Origin of the sequence: Desertivirga xinjiangensis, assembly GCF_024436435.1 — a bacterium.
Taxonomy (GTDB): domain Bacteria; phylum Bacteroidota; class Bacteroidia; order Sphingobacteriales; family Sphingobacteriaceae; genus Desertivirga; species Desertivirga xinjiangensis.
This window is the reverse complement of sequence record NZ_JAFMZP010000005.1, coordinates 235,698-253,377: the sequence shown is the minus strand read 5'-3', so window position 1 is coordinate 253,377 and position 17,680 is coordinate 235,698. Positions and strand designations below refer to the sequence as shown.

Sequence of the window (17,680 nt, the reverse complement as noted above, 5' to 3'; positions counted from 1 at the left end):
AAAACTATTTGTTATAATAACTAGGATCATGGATTCAGAGCCGGATTTCTGTTCAATTCGCTTTGCGGAATGGGCATCAGCGTCTTTTCCTGACTCATCCTATAGTTCATTTGGGTACTGCCACCGCCACAGGTCAATTTAAATTCCTGCAAACTATTCATCTTACTCACAGCCTTTCCTGCCCGCACCAGGTCATCCCAGCGATATCCTTCAAAGGCTAATTCCAAACGTCTTTCGTTTAAGATGATCTCCTTTAATGCCTCTTTATCAGTCGTAGTAATAGCCTGAAGATCAACCCGGTCTCTAACATAATTTAAAGGAGTAAGAGCATCAGAACCTCGGTTAAGCTCATTTAATGCTTCTGCTTTAAGCAAAAGGATATCATCATACCTTAAGATGTAAACATTGTCGCCACTTGCCCAGGCGTTTGCATGTCTGAATTTGTATGGAAAAGGTACAGAGCCTGAACTTGCACAAGGTTTCCAAAACTCGTCGGCCCACTCAACATTCTCAACCAAAACTGAAGCAGATTTCCTTTGGGTGTCACCAGCTGCATCGTAGGCAGCAAGCAGATCTTTTGAGGGAGTTACGTACTTTCTCCAGTCATCACCTGATAAAGAGGGCGGTAATAGTAACTGCGGCCCCCAGTTAGCTTCCGGCGTACCAGCAATGTATTGCACTAAAAGAATAGTTTCCGGATTATTATAATTCAGGCCATCGAATAACTGGTCGTAACTGCCATGCAGATCATAGCCCAGTTTACCTACTTCATTGCAGTATTCAAGCACCTTATTGTAGTCCCTGTCTGGCTTTTGCGCATATACTTTAGCCAGTAAAGCATAGACTGCTCCTCTAGTAACCTTCGATTTATTTAATGAAAGACTTCCATACTCAGTTGGAAGGATCAATGCAGCGTCAAGGTCTTCGATGATGAACTTATAGATATCTGCTACCGACGATTTAGGGACATTGGCTTCCGATGGGTTGATCTTGCCGAATTCTTTTACAATTGGAATTTCTCCAAAGGTTTTAACCAGTTCAAAGTAGAAGAGTGCCCTTAAAAATCTGGCTTCAGCTATAATTTTATTTCTTTTATTGTCAGTATCAAGCTTAATATCACTTACCTGTGGGGCTTTCTCTATTACCAGGTTTGCGTTAGCAATACCATTATAGAGTTGTCTCCAGGTTAGCAGGATCCTTGAATTCATGGACGATACAGCAAGATTATCATATTGATAGATCTCGGGGTCATCGCCGCCCGCATAAGCATTATCCGATCTGACGTCCGACATCACAAAGTTTTCCCAGATAAAGTAATCAGTGTACAGTGTCCTGTAGGTACCAATTAAAGCGGCCTCCAGATCGGCAGCACTTTTATAGGCATTCCCTGTAGTTAAATCTGACTGGGGTTCTAGATCAAGGAAGGAAGTACAGGAACTTATATTTATTGAAATGATCAAGGTAATGATCAGAATTTTCATTTTCGTTTTCATAACAATTAAATTAAAATGATACGTTTAAACCCAATATTACTTGACGGGGTTGAGGATAGCTGCCAAAGTCGATTCCGAAGGCGCCATTTCCGGTGAATGCGCTCGATTCAGGGTCATAACCCGTATAATCAGTTATCGTAAACAGATTTTCCCCTGTTACATATAGTCCTGCATTACTTAGCCCCAGTTTGCTTAAAAATCTTTTTGGAAGTGCATAACCCAGGGTTACGGACTTTAACCTCACATAAGAACCATCTTCTACAAAGCGAGATGAGATGTCGGAGTTAGATACGTCACCATAAATAGCTTTTGGAATATCTGTGACTTGGCCGGGAGCTTTCCACCTGTTTAACACGGTTACTGACTGGTTCCTGAAATCGTTCATGGCCTCAGTCTCTATCCTTGTGGCGTTAAAAACATCATTTCCCTGTACCCCCTGTATGAAAACAGTGAGACTCCAGTCTTTAAAACTTAAGTTATTATTCAGTCCATAGATGAATTTCGGATTAGGATCACCAATGACTGCCTTATCTGCATTATCAATAGTATTATCGTCATTAAGATCGTCGTAAACCATCATTCCGGTTTGTGGATCCACTCCTTTGGCAATATAACCGTAGAAAACACCCATAGGCAAGCCTTCTCTAATCAGGGAAGCTTCCTGGCGCAGGTCAATAAATCCGCCCAGAATATCCTGATCGCCCACAAAGCCAACTTTATTCCTGTTAAGAGAAAAATTAAGATCAGTGCTCCATTTCAAAACCTTTACTGTATTCCTTGAACTCACTAAAAATTCAAGTCCTTTATTTTCAAGACTTCCGATGTTTTGCAGGGCGCCCGAAAAGCCTGTTGAATATGGTACCGGTTTATCCAGCAAGAGATGCGTCGTTTTCTTTTTGTAAGCATCTACAGTTACGTTTAGCCTGTTGTCCAGCAAAGCAACATCCAAGCCGATATTATTCTGAATAGTAGATTCCCATTGTAGGTTTTTGTTTTCTGGAGTGGAAGGTGTTGTACCGGAAACAACCTGCCCGCCCTGCACATAGTTCACACCTGTACTCACCAGCCCAAATGAACCGTAAGGCGAAATTCCCTCGTTCCCTACACTTCCCCAGGAATACCGGATCTTGATATCATTTATCTTATCTATGTCTTTAAGAAAGTTTTCCTGGGAGATCCTCCATCCTACAGAGAAAGAAGGAAAATATCCCCATTTATGATCCGCTCCAAAAGGCGATGCGCCATCTGCCCTGAAATTACTCGACAATAAATATTTGTTATCATAGGTGTACCTTACTCTTGCCAGTACGGAAACGTTGTTTCGCTGAGTTCTTCTGCCACTTGGATTACTAAAAACTGAGCCTCCGTTCACTGTTTTTACCCCGGTATTACTAAAGCCTTTGGACTCCATTGCGCCCGATTCACCGTATTTTGACTGAGCAATAAAGCCCCCCAGAGCTTCGAAAGCGTGTACTTCTTTGAATATGGTTTTATATTCCAGGGTATTCTCAGACATCCAGTATTCGCTCTGGTCCGTATTAAACGTCGCAATGCCCCTATTTACACGGCCCCAATCTGTTTTAAACGGATCGAGGAAATAATTGTACTTGCTGTTATAGTTATCATACCCAAGCAAGGTCCTGAATTTTAAACCCTTGAGGATATTTACATTAACGTAGGCGTTCCCGTAAAAGCGGCTGTTATGGTAACCGTTCTCTGAGCCGTCTATGTACGCAACCGGATTATTAAAAGACAACCTTAAAGGATTAGCGGTGAATGTTCCATCTTCATTATAGATGCCAATAACAGGTGAGGCCGTCAGCACATTCATGATCACACCAGAATTGCCTGAACCTACATTATCAGCGATATTTCTGTCGAACCAGCGGGCATAACTTAAACTAGCTCCAATGGTAACCCGCTCATTAATCTTTTGATCTATATTGGTTCTGAAGGTTCCCCTTTTTACGTCATTTGATTTAACTACTCCCTGCTCCGCTGTATAAGCGCCGGAAACATAATACTTGGTTTGTTCGTTTCCTCCATCTACAGACAACTGGTAATTCTGCAGATTAGCCGTCCTGAACACTTCATCATGCCAATTGGTATTTGCGGTAAAGTTATTCCAGTTTGCCACCTGACCTAGTTCGTCCATTAAGGACAAATATTCTGTTCGGTTTAATACATCCAGCTTGTTTGCAGTAGTACTTATCCCGCTGTAAGCACTTAGATTCAATCTCGTTTTTCCAGTTTTACCCCTTTTTGTCGTTATTAAAACTACTCCGTTTGCACCCGATGCTCCATAAATCGCGGCTGATGCTGCATCCTTCAAGACAGTCATGCTTTCTATGTCATTCGGGTTTATATCATAGAGTAATTGCGTTGGAACTCCATCAATAACATATAAAGGCTCACTTCCGGCAGTAATAGAGTTTGTTCCCCGAACCCGTAAACTGAAACCACCCTGTGGTTTTCCTGATGGCCTGGTGACCTGAACCCCCGCAGCTTTTCCTTGTATTGAATAACCTAAATTTGTTGAGGGCCTGTCTTCAAAATCCTCTGAAGTGATAACGCTTACTGCACCAAGAATATCTTTCTTTTTTTGTGCACCATAACCTACCACCACAACGTCTTTCAACACTTCAACAGCTTCTTCCAGCACAATAGCTAAATTTTGCCCGGTACTCACTTTTAGGGTTTGGGTATTGAATCCAAGATGACTGATTATCAATTCATCCGATTGGTCTGGAATCTCGACAGAAAACGCTCCATTTCCTGAAGTCAATGTGGTTTTGCCGGTAGACTTAACTTTCACCGCCACGCTCGGCAAGGGTACTTTATTAAGGTCAGTGACGATTCCCTTAACAGCATTTATCTGGGCGGATACCTCACTTTTTCTCATTATGATAATATTCTTAGAATTGATCATAAACGTTAAAGGCAAACCACTCAGGCACTCCTGCAGGGCTTTTTCAACACTGGCTTCTTTTACATTCACATAAACTGAATACCCCTTTTTTATAATCGAGGCATCACAGATCACATTATACTGGGTTTGCTTCCTTATTTCCCGGAAAACTGATGCAAGTGGCACTCCGCTTTTTGACAGGGAAATCTTTTGTGCATACCCTTCGGCATTCACTTCAATGATAAACAGGGTCATTAAAAAAAACACTAGCCTCATAATTAGGAAATTACGCCTGTTAAATATTACAGAAAGTCCTGTAACGAAAGGAGAAAAAAACATATTTTTGTATGGTTTGGATTATACAATAGGATTGATTAACGACTATTACTAAGTATTTCTAAGCTAATTTTTATAATGCTGGGGACACTGGAACTGTCCTCAGCTTATTAAAAAAAGCTACATCATTTTCATTAAGATCAGCGCATTACCAGCACCCTCCTTCCTTCTATTTTAAATGTAGCTACTCCTGTAGCCTCAAGGGTTTTGAAAAGACTATTTATATCTTCATTCCTGGATACCGTACCCCAGATCTCTTTATCCTGAAAATCTCCTTTGTAAACGACGTCTACATCATACCATCTGGAAATCTTATTCATTGCCAGATATAAGTCCTCATTATTAAATACAAACAGGCCCTCTTTCCATGCAATTGCCTCCTCCACTTCTGTGGTGTACACATTTAGCTGACTGGAAGCTTTGTCTAAAGAAGCTTCCTGACCGGGTTTTAGAATAACTGTTTCCTGGGAGTTTTTATTAAGCACTCTGACCTTACCTTCCAGCAAGGCAGTTTTGACAAAACCATCTTCCTGGTAGGCGCTTATGTTAAATTTAGTACCTAACACCTGCACTTCCTGGTGAAGAGTACTAACTATAAACGGCCAGGTTCTATTAGAATAACTCGTTACTTCAAAATAAGCCTCACCTTTCAACTCAACCTTACGTGTGGCGTCATCAAAGGATGTAGGGAATTTCAATTCCGAATCGGAGTTTAACCAGGCTATAGTACCGTCGGGCAAAACCACCCGGTACTCACCACCTTTGGGAGTTCTCAGGATGTTGATTCCTGAAGTTTTTGATGCGCCTGCGGCATCTTTATTATAAACCAGTTCGCCTTCTGTAATAGATTTAATGGTAGGATTTAAAGCAAATACTTCGTTGGCCTTTAAATTCTTATCTAATTCTATTGTCTCACCATTCTCCATCACTAATACTGCCTTGCTTTCGCCGGGTCTGATGTTTGATGATGCGATCTGTTTAGGTTGCCTTAGTGTATTAATATAAAAATAAGCTCCAATACCAAGGATCACCACAATGGCAGCCGCTGAAATATAACGGTAAAGCGGGCGGAAGCTGCGGACTCTGGCTACAGGTTTGTCTGCAGAAATTGCAGCAGACACGAAATTTGTCCATTCCTCTAGAGACACATTTTCCCTGTCTCCCGACTCAATAAGTTCGGAGATAATCTCACTGAACTTTTCTTCAGGTTCATGTTCGATCAGTTCAAGCAACTCCTGCTGTTCCTCAAGACTTATCGTCTTGTTCATGAAACTTTGAAATAGATATCTTATTCTCTGCTTTTCCATTTTGCATGTATACAAAGGCCGGAATGATCAGGCTTTTTATGGTAAGAAGCAGCTGAAGAATGAAAGTACTATTGAATAATAAAATAAAATTAACTTAGTATTAGGGCAATAAAAACAAAAGAAGAATAACCGTAGGCTTTGAGATAATCACGAATGAATTTCAGAGCAGTGACTAACGTGTTTTTTACCGTGCTTTGGGAAATATTCAACTGCTCGCTGATTTCGAGAATGGTCAAACCTTCTGTCCGGCTAAGATTAAAGATCTTTCTCCTCTGCTCAGGCATGGAATTTACGGCCTGAGCCACAATATCTTTCAGCTCATTAGCATTTACGGTCTGTTCGATATCATTATAAGATATGCTTGCCTTGCTTTGGAAATGAAGCTGAGTTTTAGCCCTTGTCGTCTTCTTACGAATATAGGCCAGGCTCTCATTTGCCACAAATTTATAAAGCCAGCTTTTTATGTTATCAATTTCTGGCAGTTTGTCCCGGTGTAACCATACTCTCAGGAAAACATTTTGCAGAATTTCCTCTGCTTCGTCAGAATTATGGGTAAACTTTTTGGCAAAAGACATTAAAGCTGGACTGTATTTATAAAAAAGACTTGCAAAGGCCCTCTCATTTCCCTCTGAGGCACTTAAAAGAAGCAATATATAGTCATCTTCAGCTATTTGCCGCATAAAACAAGGTCTTTAAACACATTTACTCTATGATTTATTTGATATTCCCCCACTTGGTATACAATTCTAAAATAAATAAAAAGAATTAGCAAGTATAATGTCTGTGAACACCAAAATACTTACCTGGATTTGTTTTTAAGCTTATATTCAGGAAAAGCTCAACTAATGCAATATAGTTGCAATAACACTACAATTGTCTATATTTGTAATGTAAACATTAACCACCAGCATGGCACAGGATAACATTTTCGATGTAATAATAATTGGAGGCAGCTATGCAGGTCTTTCAGCGGGAATGGCGCTCGGCCGTTCGCTGCGAAACGTCTTAATAATTGACAGCGGTCAGCCGTGTAACAGCCAGACACCTTACTCCCACAACTTTTTAACCCAGGATGGAAGTACACCGGCAGACATTTCATCACTTGCAAGAGAGCAAGTTAGTAAATATAACACGGTAACTTTTCACAAAGGAATTGCAATAGAAGGTGCAAAGACCCATATGGGCTTTGAAATTGGGACACAGTGTGGAGAGCGGTTTAGCTCGAGGAAATTGATACTGGCCATAGGCATCAAAGACTTACTACCAGACATACCGGGTTTTTCTGAATGCTGGGGTATTTCAGTGGTGCATTGCCCGTATTGCCATGGCTATGAGATCAGGGATCTGGAAACGGGTATTCTCGCTGATGGTGATACGGCCATGCACTATGCTCCGCTGGTCAACAATCTAACGAAGTCGCTGACTGTTTTCACAAACGGGAGATCGGTATTAACGAGTGAACAAAGGCTGAAACTCGAAAACAGAAATATTAAAATACTTGAGACTGAGATCGACCGCCTTGAGCAAAGCAGTGGTCAGATTGAAAGGGTTATTTTTAAAGACGGAACCACTGTTCCGTTAATAGCCCTCTATGCCAGGGTTCCATTTATACAACATAGCGACATCGCTCAACAACTAGGCTGTGAGATGACAGAGCAGGGCTTTATAAGAACAAATGAGTTTCAGCAAACAACTGTAAGTGGGGTGTTTGCCTGCGGCGATATTACAACGCCTATGCGTTCTGTAGCCAACGCCGTAGCCTCAGGAAACTTTGCAGGTGCTGCAACTAATAGAGAACTATGTGAAGAGCAATTTTGAATGCCTGATCCGGCGATTTTTGCCCAGTCTTTTTGCGCTTTTTCATGAAGACACAGGCTCGGAGCCGGCCCTTTCATGCCAGCTTCCTTTTTAAGTTCACCGGACAGTCACCTCGTAGTTATTTAGTTGTAAAAAATTTTTCAGCTAGTTCTTCCAGCACCTCCGGTTTAAGCGGTTTGTTTAAAAAAGTGGTTATGTTTTTATTTGAAAATGCACGAGCTTCATCATCAGGATTTAACGACGTGGTTAGCATAACCACAACGATTTCTGCTTTTTGTTCATCTTTCAGTTTATCATATTCTTCCAGAAATTCCCAGCCATTCATTTCCGGCATATTGATGTCAAGGAAAATGATTCCCGGCCTTGGAATTTCGGGCGTATTCTGATACGCACTTAACTCACATAAAAAATCGAGTGCGTCCCTTCCTGAAGTGGTCGTTTGAACATGCACCTCGATCCCTGTAGTTTGCACTACTTTTCGATGAAGAAAATTAGTAGCTAAATCATCGTCTATCAGGAGAATACAATTAAGATCCTTATATTTTGTCATGTTAGTTTAATACGTCAGGAATTGTAAACCAGAACGTGCTGCCTTTTCCGGGTACAGAATCAAAGTCCAGCTGGCCTTTATGAACTTCTGCAATCTTTCTGCAATGGGCGAGCCCGATGCCGTTACCCTCATATTCGTTCCTATTGTGCAGCCGCTGAAAAATAAGAAATATTTTTTCCCGGTGCTCAGCCTTGATACCTATCCCATTGTCGGATACCATGATCTTCCACTGAGATTCCAGCCTGCAGGCCGAAATCTCAATCTTTGGTGGTACACCTTGTCTGCTGAATTTAATTCCATTTTTCAGCAGGTTCATAAGAAGCTGGGTAATGTCTGTTTTATAGCCTTTAACTACCGGAAGTTCAGAAACGCTTGTATCGGCATTTTTTTCCTTTATAACAGAGTGAAGATCCATCAGGAGCGATGAAACCAGGTCATTCAAATTAATATCTTCAAGACACTTATTTTGTCCGATCCTGGAGTAGTCGAGCAAAGATTTAATGAGCGACCTCATCCGTTGGGATGCACCTGTAATGAAGTCCATATACATCCTGCCTTCCTCATCCAGGACGCTTTCGTACTCTGTTTTTAACAGATCAATAAAGCTGATAACAGTTTGGAGAGGCTCCTGTAAATCATGGGAGGCAATATAAACAAACTGCTCCAACTCCTTGTTTTTAGTACTTAGTTGTGCTGAGTACTCCCGCAAAGCTGATTCAGCTCTCATCTTCTCTGTGAGATCCCGGGTCACTTTGGTAAAGCCTAATAAATGTCCGTGCTGATCATGAATGGCTGTTATACTTACGCTTCCCCAAAACAAATCCCCATTTTTTTTCACCCGCCATCCTTCATCAGCCGCTTTGCCTTCTTTAATTGCCGTTTGGATCAAACGTTCAGGCAGATGGACCTCTCTGTCTGAAGAGGTATAAAACAGCCGAAAATTGCATCCTATTATTTCCCGGGACTTATATCCTTTAACCTTCTCTGCTCCTTTGTTCCAGGTCATGATGTTTCCATCTACATCCAGAAAGAGAATCGCATAATCTTCAATCTCGTCGATCATACTCTCTAATTGCAATACTGGTTTAATACTATTTCCCTTGTTCATAGAATGGGCTATTAGTGAACAAAGTTCAAGCCAATAAAAAACTTAAGCTAAATTTAAAACAATTGATGATCAACGTAGAAAATGAAGAAAAAGTTTTCTCATGAAAACGCTCGTATGGGGAATTTTATACTCTTCAACAAGCGACTGAAAGCCGCATGCTCTTGGCTGCCAAACGATTGAAATTTCCTGCGTGCAAAAGCCCAGAGCTTTATGGCAGAATTTACTTAAACCGAATTTTCTAAAAATTCAATTTCTTATAAAAGTATAGAAGCCAGTGGTTGCTGTATCGGTAATTTGTTTCTTAGAATTATAATAGATGAAATAAGCCTCCAATTTATGATCCTTTGCAAATTGCATGGCCTTTTTTAAGCCCATTCCCATCAAAGCATTATCATATGCATCGGCTGAAATTGCATCGTCTGCAATTACAGTTACACTGATAAGTTCATTATCCAGTGGATAGCCGGTTTTAGGATCTATCAGGTGTGATAATTTCTTGTTGCCGTTTTTAACGTACTTTCTGTAATTGCCAGAAGTGGTTACTGCCCCTTTATTGATTTGGATTACTTTTTGAATAACTTGTTCGTCTGTACTCGATTTTGCCGGAGCTTCGATGCCAATAGACATTGGTTGATTTTCAGGAAACTTGCGTCCTTTTACACGGATCTCACCGCCAATTTCAACAAGGTAATTGTTTATCTTTTTGCGTTCCAGGTAATCAGCCAGCTTATCAACCGAATAGCCCTGTGCAATCCCATTTACATCGATCTTCACACAAGGATTGGTTTTAATAAGCCTTCCCTGGTCCAAATAGATCTTATCAGAGCCTACACAAGGAAGGATTGATTTGATAGTATCTGCATTAGGAAGGATAGAAACGCTCTTCGTTCCGAATCCCCAGGCACGAACCAGGGGAAAAACAGTAATGTCAAAGGCGCCTCCTGTTTCTTTATAAACTTCCAGAGATTTATTCACTACTGCTTTTAAATGTTTATCGGCCTCCCCACCCCTTTCTGAATTATTAATTGTATTGATAAGAGAGTAGCTTTTATAAATGGAGAGCGAGCTGTCAATCCCATTCAAAATATCATCCACTTCGCTTCTGCTAACCAAACTGTCTTCTGCATAATAGGTAATACTATAAGTAGTTCCCTGTGCATACCCGGTGATCCGCCAGCGACTTATTTCAGCTTTTTTGTTAAAACTGAGCAAGGCAATTATGATGATACTTAAAAGGTATTTTAACATGGTTAAAATTGAGTTTTTTTTCGAATATCTGACGTAAAACTTTGAATTATATTACTATTATTTTTGAAATTTCCGGAAGTTAATTTTGAATTATCAACTCAAGAACTTTGAAATATCTGGAGATGCGAAAGCCCGCTATTGATTAATTACCTGCAAAAAAGGGTGCCCAAATTTGGACACCCTTCTAAAACATATTTTAAGACACCAGTCAGATCAAAACAGAAGCCCGCGGCTACCTGATCAAGATATTCCCTTCTCCAAACTGGTGCACTACATGTATATTTACATTGTCAATAAAGATCCTGTTTGAAGCAGCTGACTGCCCATCTCCCCCCGTATTAAAGCGGATCTTTATAGTTGACGCATTCGGATCGATATCCGGCTTTTTGATGTAAAGCACATGCAGAGAATTATCCCACATCTTAGTATCTGCCATCGAAGACTGGTGATCTAAATAAACGGCCTCTACCACTGCTGATCTGCCGCCCGACACAAAGTCCCCTCCTTCTGTGATACTCACCGTCAGCTTATTCAAATCCTTTTCACCCGCGCGCGATACCTGTGCAACAGCGTTAAATGTCAAAAGCAGGATACTGTCCTTTACAATTCCTCCAATTCTTGGAGAAATCAGGTCGGCACCAGCCAGATCAGAACCCAATTTAACATGCTCATTACGCCCGAAAGCATATGCCAGGCCTCCGCCATCAGCCGTTGAGGTCCAGCCATACTGTTTCTGTGCGGTACTCCAGCTTTGGATAGCAACCTCCCTGCTAGCATCAAAAGGATCGAATGTCCCATACTTTAACCAGGAGAAAGTTTCGGCAAATCGAGCTGTATAACCCTGCGATAAGCGCACAAAGTGTCCCAGGTATTTCGATTTATTAGAAACTGACAACATCCCTGAACGCAAGTTATAGCTGCCTTGCAGTGGTGCAATGCTTAGAATAAGCCGTGAGGTTCCGGTGCCCGGAAGCTGTTCCAGACTTTCAACCTTAATCCACTCCTCTTTGTCGTCCGTTTCAAAAGCAACATTAAATTCCAGACCGGAATGTATATACAGGGTGTCTTTCCCTCCTTCCAGGGGCATCGCCAGTTGAGTTAGTACGCCGGTCTTCTCTGTGGTTTCTGTTACCAGGATCACGTCAGACCTTCCATCCAGCAATTCGTCCTTACTGCAGCTGCTAAGTATGGGTAAACATACCAGCAAAGCATACATGGTAACCTTATGGATTGTAAGGCTATGGTATTTAAAACTTATCTTAAAACTTTTCTTCATCTTATTATCATTAGCTAATGCGCTTCTCACTACAATTTTCTAAAGGCCCGTTATGATGAGATCTGCAAGAACCGGCAAATGATCGAAATCATTCACCCCGGTATGCGGAGCAGTAACATTCATGATCTTAATGTTCTTACTGGTGATGATGTTGTCGATGTTGGAATCAACTTTACCCTGTCTGCCTTCCAGTATCAATCCTCCTCCGGCGGTTCCGAACCATCCCTGGTAGCCGCCGTTGGCCATATTAAACCCAGCCTCCCTGAAAAGCATTTGCTCCTTATCCATGGCGTTTATATCGCCAAAACAAATGAAGTGTTCATATTTTTTTAGATCTGCAATTAGTTCATCCAGGGCTGGCTTGTGCCAGTCTTTTTGCCAGGGAATATGCGTGGAGATGACGGTAATGGTTTTCTTACCGACACGCAGATCACCAATAAGGGCGTAGTAATCGCCGTACGAATACTTTTTGCGCAGGTTTGTCAGCTTGTAATTGGTAGCGATGCCGTTGAATATCCATTTGTGTTCATTGCCAAAATAAATATTGTTGTAGTATGGCTTCAGCAGTTCGTCTTCTGCATTAAAGTTACTGTCGGCATCGAAGTACCGGTTCCATTCCTGAACACAAAGAAAATCCAGCCCTTGTGCCCCTATCCACTGACGCCATGCGGCTACCTGTTTTTCTGTAGTACTCTTTCTTTGCTCTTTGGAATACGCCGGGTCGCCATTAAATCGAAACCCGCCAGACCAGCCCTGGTTAAAATGTCCAACATTATAAGTACCCACCCTCATTCTCAGGGGAGCGTTATCTGGCAACTGAGCCACCACGTTCAATGTACACAGCACACTAAACACAATAAATAAGGAACAAAATATATTTCTTTTCATAAACTTTTTACTTAAAACTTTCTACTCTGAACTTAACACTATTACTTATATTTTACAACTCCCAATTATTTATTATACCGGATCGCCACATACCCCAACGCACTGCCCAGCGACCTTTCAATAGGTTCAGAAGCATAAGTAGTTCCGCTGCTGGCCTTGTTTTGATCTACGATCAGGCGGATGTATACCCGCGGTTTTCCCAACATATCAAGCGGAAGCGGTACATTCACATTTTTAAATGCCGGTAACTGGTGCATCAGGGTGTTCGACCAGTTTGACGCATCTGGCACAGTGTAAGAAGTTATCGTGTTCCAGTTGCCCTCCATATTGCCGTGTTCAGACCATTCCACTTTCCAGTACCTCGGTGTTCCGGCACCTGCCGAAGCCCAGTTCAGGGCAGTAAATTGCAGGGAAAGCTTATTGGTGCTGATACTGGCTGTTGAAACTTCTATGATCCATGCCTCACCACGGTTCCTTTCCGAATTCCACCAAACGCAGCTGCCGTTCAGGGCACTGCCTGACACGCCGCCTTTACCGTCGGAGTTGGTTGCTGTAGCCACATTTTGCTTGCTGCTGCCAATCATTACACCATTGCCATACTGATTAGTGTTGCCCAGGAAGCTTGCACCCACAGGTCCCAGGTAAGTATAGTCTGAAGTGGCTGTAACTGAAACGGGGGCAGAAAGGGTGATCCGTCCATTGTTACCTTCGGTAGGTAAAGCAGCACCTGATGATAAAATTGGATAACGGTATTCCGTTAACAGCGCTGAGAAACTATTTGAAAAATCATTTGCCAGTTTAATGTCGCTGCGACCTACATGCCTGATCTGGTAGCGGCCAATATTGCCGTACTCCTCCTCACTGGCTGCATCTTCATAGCTGAAACGTGTGAACTTCTCATGCACCACAATACCGGAAACCGTACCAGAACCGTAAGGAAGCATAGCTCCATCCCTGCGATAAGGAACATTCATATTAGTAAGAAGGAACATGCTGTTCCCCATAATATCGCGCATAAGTAAAGGGTACTTGGAGATACGGTTTGCATTGAACAAAGGCGAGTATCCTTCATTTACCGGGGTAAAGGAACCTTTTCTAACCGGAAACTCACAGTCTTTCAAGGTCACATAAGTATAAATATCATCATCTGTCAACTCCGACATATATTTTTCTTTAAGCGGCAGTGCTGAAGCCGTTCCCTGCTCCAGGTTCATCACCATCCCCGAAGTCACCCCGGTGATATTATAGGAATGGGGGTTGTTGTTCTGCCCAACCGTGGTGCCTTTAAGCAGCAGCTGTACCTTGCTGTAGCGGGTAAAAATGTTGTCGGCAGCAGTGGCTGTCTCTATCCTGAAACCATAGCGGCCGTCGAGACTTTCTATGTACACGGTTTTATCGTTACGGGAATAATCGATTGCCGTAGGGGTTGTCTGTACATTGTCTCCCATGTTCTTGTTCATGGCATCACTTACTACATACCCTTCAATAAAGATATCCGAAGTGATCTTGTCTCCGGCCCAAAGCCTGACTTCCGGAAATTCCGCTTTGCTGCCAAAAAGGTTCTGCGCATTTGCCTGAAGCAGGTAAAGCGTAGTTATATGATCCACACCCCAGCCGTCGGTATACGACAAACGCAGTTGGGCATTTCTTAATGCTACCTGGTCCGGGTTGGGTTTTACGGAAAAAGCAAATTGCTGATTCTCTGATTTGAACGTGAAGTCATTGTTCACCCAATCGCCTTCGCCCCCGTTCGGATAAATAACATCTACCCGGATATCTTTCAGCTCTAAATTGGTTTCGATAGCACTCAAAACCTCACCTCCGTCTCCCAGGACAGTGGTGTTTGTTTTGGGAAATGCGAGCTCAGGCACAAGCGTTCCCTCCTGTTTGATAACAATGGTATCATGCCTGTTGCTCCCCGGAGAGAACAGATCAAGCATGGCCCTGCGCGGAAAACCGGCATTGCCATCGTAGCTGACATCGAACTTTGCATCCCCCTGAAGTTCGGCTGCATTAACCTTCACCCAGTCAGCATTATCGACAACAGATACCTTGTATTTTTCGTTAGAAAGTACTTCCACAGCTACTGATCCGGCTTCCTTAGAAACCGTATATTCACCGTTCACGGCTCCCAGTTCTGACATACTTACCAGGTCGCCATCGTCTTTTTTACATGCCCCCAGTCCGAGCAGCAAAATAAAAAAAAGTCTTATATTGATTTTCATAATGATCTTTTCATTAATTAAAGTTGCACTGATTATAACTAAACTTTTGCTAGCGCACGCGTGCCGCGTGTGCTTTTCAACATACTACTGATTATAAGTGAACGATACTACTCCAAGACGGACAGTAACTGCAGCATTGTTAGCCGTAGCAGTGATCGTTCCCGACTCCGCTCCATTCGGCGAATTGGTGCCAAAGATATTTTGCTTTGCTTTCAACTTTACGTACACATTCTGCTGATCGAGCAATGAGGCCGGCAGAACAAAACTGTGGGTGCTAAGACCCAGCGCAGCGTAGTTCAGATTCAATCCCCAACCAGCAAGCGGACGAACTGCATAGTCTGAATTAGCAAGGCTCGTATAATTCTGCCCATCCAGGGAGTATTCAACACCCCAGTATACCGGCACATTAAGTGTTGCAGCAGAACCAGATCCTCCACCCTGCGAAAAGTTTATGCTGAGATTCCTGCCCGTAATCCCCGAAGTAGAAAAACGAAACACTAAGCCTTCGCCTGAATTTGTTGTGGTATTCCACCACCTCGTATTGTACTGTAAAGAGCTGCTTGGAACTGCTTTAGACGCCGGGTCTGTCTGGTACACCGGATGCGCACCAAGTGAAGGCGTCAGGCCGGGAACAGTACAGGAAAGCTCGCCGTTGCCTGTGACCGGAAGTACATTGCCAGCTGCATTTCTTACAATGCTAGCCGCAGCACTTACATCGGTTCCGTTTCTCAACCAGTTCCATAAAGCAATTACCTTTCCTTTGGCAGCCCCACCCAGTTCAATATCATCCTCATTCAGCGGGCGTACAGCATACCGTCCGATATCGCCGGATCCTGCACCAAAGCGGATTAGCTTAGAGTGTACAATAACGCCCGAAATAGTTCCCGAACCAGCAGGGAGGGCATTCCGGCTCCAGGGAGCCATAGTATTAACAAGCAGGTTCATCTTTCCGCCGTTATCATCGCGGATCACAGAAGGGATCGCATCCGTGTAGGGGGTGCTTGCTCCTGCCTGGTTCCAGTTAGATTTCATGGTATAACCGGCATTTACATTGGCGTAACTGCCATAAGGAACTGCGAATTCAGTATTCTGGAATGTTACCCAGGTGTACATATCAGCATCGCTGAGCGCATTTATAGTTTTGACCTTAGATACAAGGCCTGCGGCTGTTCCAGGAGTGGTCTTAACGATATTTCCCCCGGTAATCCCTTTAATGGTATACCGCTCAGGATTAGATTCTTTCACCATGGTTAAGCCGTTGAGTGCAATTGAAACTTTGCTGTAGCGGATAAAATTATTGTCAGCATCACTGCTTGTTTTCAATCTGAAGCCATAACTCCCGTCACTTGCCTGGATGTAAGCGGTGCGGTTGGTTTCAGTCAGGTCCATAGAATTAAACGTGATGTTCGGATTCGTCTCCATGTTCGGATTCGCCTTATCACTGATCACCACACCTTCTAAAGCTTTCAGGGGATCATTGAGGGCCAGTTCGCCGGAAGCTCCCGGGATCAGGCGGCGAAGCTCACTGAAAGTATAGTACTCAAAGTCCTCTGCCGACTGGAAGATACGATGGTTAAGGGTAGCGATTGCAGCCCCTTTACTCATAAGTCTGAGCTGAACAGTTGCCGCACGATCTAAGCCTGTATCGTTAGCCCGGAGATTTACGATCAGCATATTGTCGTTCGCTAAAGCTACCTGCTCAATCCATCCGGCACCCGACTCATACACCACATTTGTTTCTACATAAGCCAGACTCGCACCTGTGTTTCCTGAAAGGAGCACGGTATCTTTCACTGCCCGTTTAGTATATTTAGATTCTTCCTGTTCCTGTGTAAACGAGGCATTTTGCTGCGTTTGCTGAACATCGGCGTAGAAGGTCAGCGTTTCACCAAATCCATCTTTGAGGCTAAGTGTTATTCGGACAGCGCGGTCCCTTCCGCTGTTATTTTCACGGGTCTGAAAGGTAAAGGCAGTTCTGGTGATCACTGGCTCAGCTATCCACTTTTCAGAAGTCTCATCATCGTACAGGTAATCGATCTTAACATCGCTTACATTATATTTGAGGTCACCTACCAGCGAAAGACTTACAGGCAGGGAAGTCCGGGGAACCGTGTACTTCGTTTTAGAAAAGTGCAGTGCCACGTTCAGTCCTTCCTGTATGATCTTTATTTCCTGGGTTTCGGCACCTTTTGTCAGAATAAGTGTAGCGCTTCTTGGTACGCCGAAATTCCGTGCATACGTTACGGTAATGTCCGTATTGCCCTGGCCTTCAAGTTTACTGAGAGAAAGCCAGTCGGCCTCTTCGCTTAAGCGGGCAGTCCATTTTCCGGTAGAATATATCATTATATGCGTATTCCCTTCGGTTGCTGCCAGGTGCAGCTCATTAGAATTCACGGCAAGTGACAGATCCATTTCAAACTCGCGCTTACAGGCACTAAAAGCCCACAGGAACAAGAATAGCAGGCAGGCAATACCCCTGAACTTTATACAGCCGTATTTTTTATAGTAGTTATAAGTTTCCAT

General features: G+C 42.9%; 12 protein-coding genes. 1 reads left to right on the top strand and 11 read right to left on the bottom strand.

Features of this window, described 5'->3' with window-relative positions; genetic code table 11:
• Positions 1 to 26: 26 nt before the first annotated feature.
• From J3P37_RS15300 to J3P37_RS15285, 4 genes are all read right to left on the bottom strand, one after another.
• Complete coding sequence (locus J3P37_RS15300) at positions 27 to 1,493, bottom strand: RagB/SusD family nutrient uptake outer membrane protein (protein WP_256012221.1); 1,467 nt, start codon at positions 1,491 to 1,493, stop codon at positions 27 to 29.
• 10 nt (positions 1,494 to 1,503) lie between these two features.
• A complete protein-coding gene (locus J3P37_RS15295; RefSeq protein WP_256012220.1) occupies positions 1,504 to 4,677 on the bottom strand; it encodes a TonB-dependent receptor in 3,174 nt (1,057 codons plus the stop codon).
• Between the two features lie 200 nt (positions 4,678 to 4,877).
• Entirely contained in the window at positions 4,878 to 6,005 is a 1,128-nt protein-coding gene (locus J3P37_RS15290; RefSeq protein ID WP_256012219.1) for a FecR family protein, read from the bottom strand.
• A gap of 128 nt (positions 6,006 to 6,133) precedes the next feature.
• Positions 6,134 to 6,724 carry an RNA polymerase sigma-70 factor gene (locus tag J3P37_RS15285; RefSeq protein ID WP_256012218.1) on the bottom strand — a complete coding sequence of 197 codons (591 nt, stop codon included), beginning with the start codon at positions 6,722 to 6,724 and terminating at the stop codon, positions 6,134 to 6,136.
• Between the two features lie 229 nt (positions 6,725 to 6,953).
• Between J3P37_RS15285 and J3P37_RS15280 the strand changes: the two genes are divergently transcribed.
• The gene (locus tag J3P37_RS15280; protein ID WP_256012217.1) at positions 6,954 to 7,862 is read left to right on the top strand and encodes an NAD(P)/FAD-dependent oxidoreductase; all 909 of its coding nucleotides are present in this window, start codon (positions 6,954 to 6,956) and stop codon (positions 7,860 to 7,862) included.
• A 118-nt stretch (positions 7,863 to 7,980) separates the two neighbouring features.
• On the opposite strand, the gene J3P37_RS15275 is transcribed toward J3P37_RS15280, so the two are convergent.
• The 7 genes from J3P37_RS15275 to J3P37_RS15245 all read right to left on the bottom strand — a co-directional run bounded on the left by J3P37_RS15275 (position 7,981) and on the right by J3P37_RS15245 (position 17,680).
• On the bottom strand, positions 7,981 to 8,412 hold the full coding sequence (locus J3P37_RS15275; RefSeq protein WP_256012216.1) for a response regulator: 432 nt from the start codon (positions 8,410 to 8,412) through the stop codon (positions 7,981 to 7,983).
• 1 nt (position 8,413) lies between these two features.
• Positions 8,414 to 9,520, bottom strand: a complete 1,107-nt coding sequence (locus J3P37_RS15270) for a sensor histidine kinase (RefSeq protein ID WP_256012215.1) — start codon at positions 9,518 to 9,520, stop codon at positions 8,414 to 8,416.
• A gap of 246 nt (positions 9,521 to 9,766) precedes the next feature.
• Positions 9,767 to 10,768, bottom strand: coding sequence for an FAD:protein FMN transferase (locus tag J3P37_RS15265; protein WP_256012214.1), 1,002 nt, complete (start codon positions 10,766 to 10,768; stop codon positions 9,767 to 9,769).
• Positions 10,769 to 11,000: 232 nt separating this feature from the next.
• Positions 11,001 to 12,044 carry a hypothetical protein gene (locus J3P37_RS15260; protein WP_256012213.1) on the bottom strand — a complete coding sequence of 348 codons (1,044 nt, stop codon included), beginning with the start codon at positions 12,042 to 12,044 and terminating at the stop codon, positions 11,001 to 11,003.
• Positions 12,045 to 12,083: 39 nt separating this feature from the next.
• A complete protein-coding gene (locus J3P37_RS15255; protein WP_256012212.1) occupies positions 12,084 to 12,932 on the bottom strand; it encodes an endonuclease/exonuclease/phosphatase family protein in 849 nt (282 codons plus the stop codon).
• Between the two features lie 65 nt (positions 12,933 to 12,997).
• Positions 12,998 to 15,157: a DUF5689 domain-containing protein gene (locus J3P37_RS15250; RefSeq protein ID WP_256012211.1), complete on the bottom strand. Its 2,160-nt coding sequence runs from the start codon at positions 15,155 to 15,157 to the stop codon at positions 12,998 to 13,000.
• A gap of 84 nt (positions 15,158 to 15,241) precedes the next feature.
• Positions 15,242 to 17,680 carry a DUF5689 domain-containing protein gene (locus J3P37_RS15245; protein ID WP_256012210.1) on the bottom strand — a complete coding sequence of 813 codons (2,439 nt, stop codon included), beginning with the start codon at positions 17,678 to 17,680 and terminating at the stop codon, positions 15,242 to 15,244.

Bases quoted from the DNA above. Each gene is read 5' to 3' on its own strand.
- J3P37_RS15250 (WP_256012211.1), bottom strand. From the start codon at position 15,157: ATGAAAATCAATATAAGACTTTTTTTTATTTTGCTGCTCGGACTGGGG.
- J3P37_RS15280 (WP_256012217.1), top strand. From the start codon at position 6,954: ATGGCACAGGATAACATTTTCGATGTAATAATAATTGGAGGCAGCTAT.
- J3P37_RS15245 (WP_256012210.1), bottom strand. From the start codon at position 17,680: ATGGAAACTTATAACTACTATAAAAAATACGGCTGTATAAAGTTCAGG.
- J3P37_RS15295 (WP_256012220.1), bottom strand. From the start codon at position 4,677: ATGAGGCTAGTGTTTTTTTTAATGACCCTGTTTATCATTGAAGTGAAT.
- J3P37_RS15300 (WP_256012221.1), bottom strand. From the start codon at position 1,493: ATGAAAACGAAAATGAAAATTCTGATCATTACCTTGATCATTTCAATA.
- J3P37_RS15270 (WP_256012215.1), bottom strand. From the start codon at position 9,520: ATGAACAAGGGAAATAGTATTAAACCAGTATTGCAATTAGAGAGTATG.
- J3P37_RS15290 (WP_256012219.1), bottom strand. From the start codon at position 6,005: ATGAACAAGACGATAAGTCTTGAGGAACAGCAGGAGTTGCTTGAACTG.
- J3P37_RS15285 (WP_256012218.1), bottom strand. From the start codon at position 6,724: ATGCGGCAAATAGCTGAAGATGACTATATATTGCTTCTTTTAAGTGCC.
- J3P37_RS15255 (WP_256012212.1), bottom strand. From the start codon at position 12,932: ATGAAAAGAAATATATTTTGTTCCTTATTTATTGTGTTTAGTGTGCTG.
- J3P37_RS15260 (WP_256012213.1), bottom strand. From the start codon at position 12,044: ATGAAGAAAAGTTTTAAGATAAGTTTTAAATACCATAGCCTTACAATC.
- J3P37_RS15265 (WP_256012214.1), bottom strand. From the start codon at position 10,768: ATGTTAAAATACCTTTTAAGTATCATCATAATTGCCTTGCTCAGTTTT.
- J3P37_RS15275 (WP_256012216.1), bottom strand. From the start codon at position 8,412: ATGACAAAATATAAGGATCTTAATTGTATTCTCCTGATAGACGATGAT.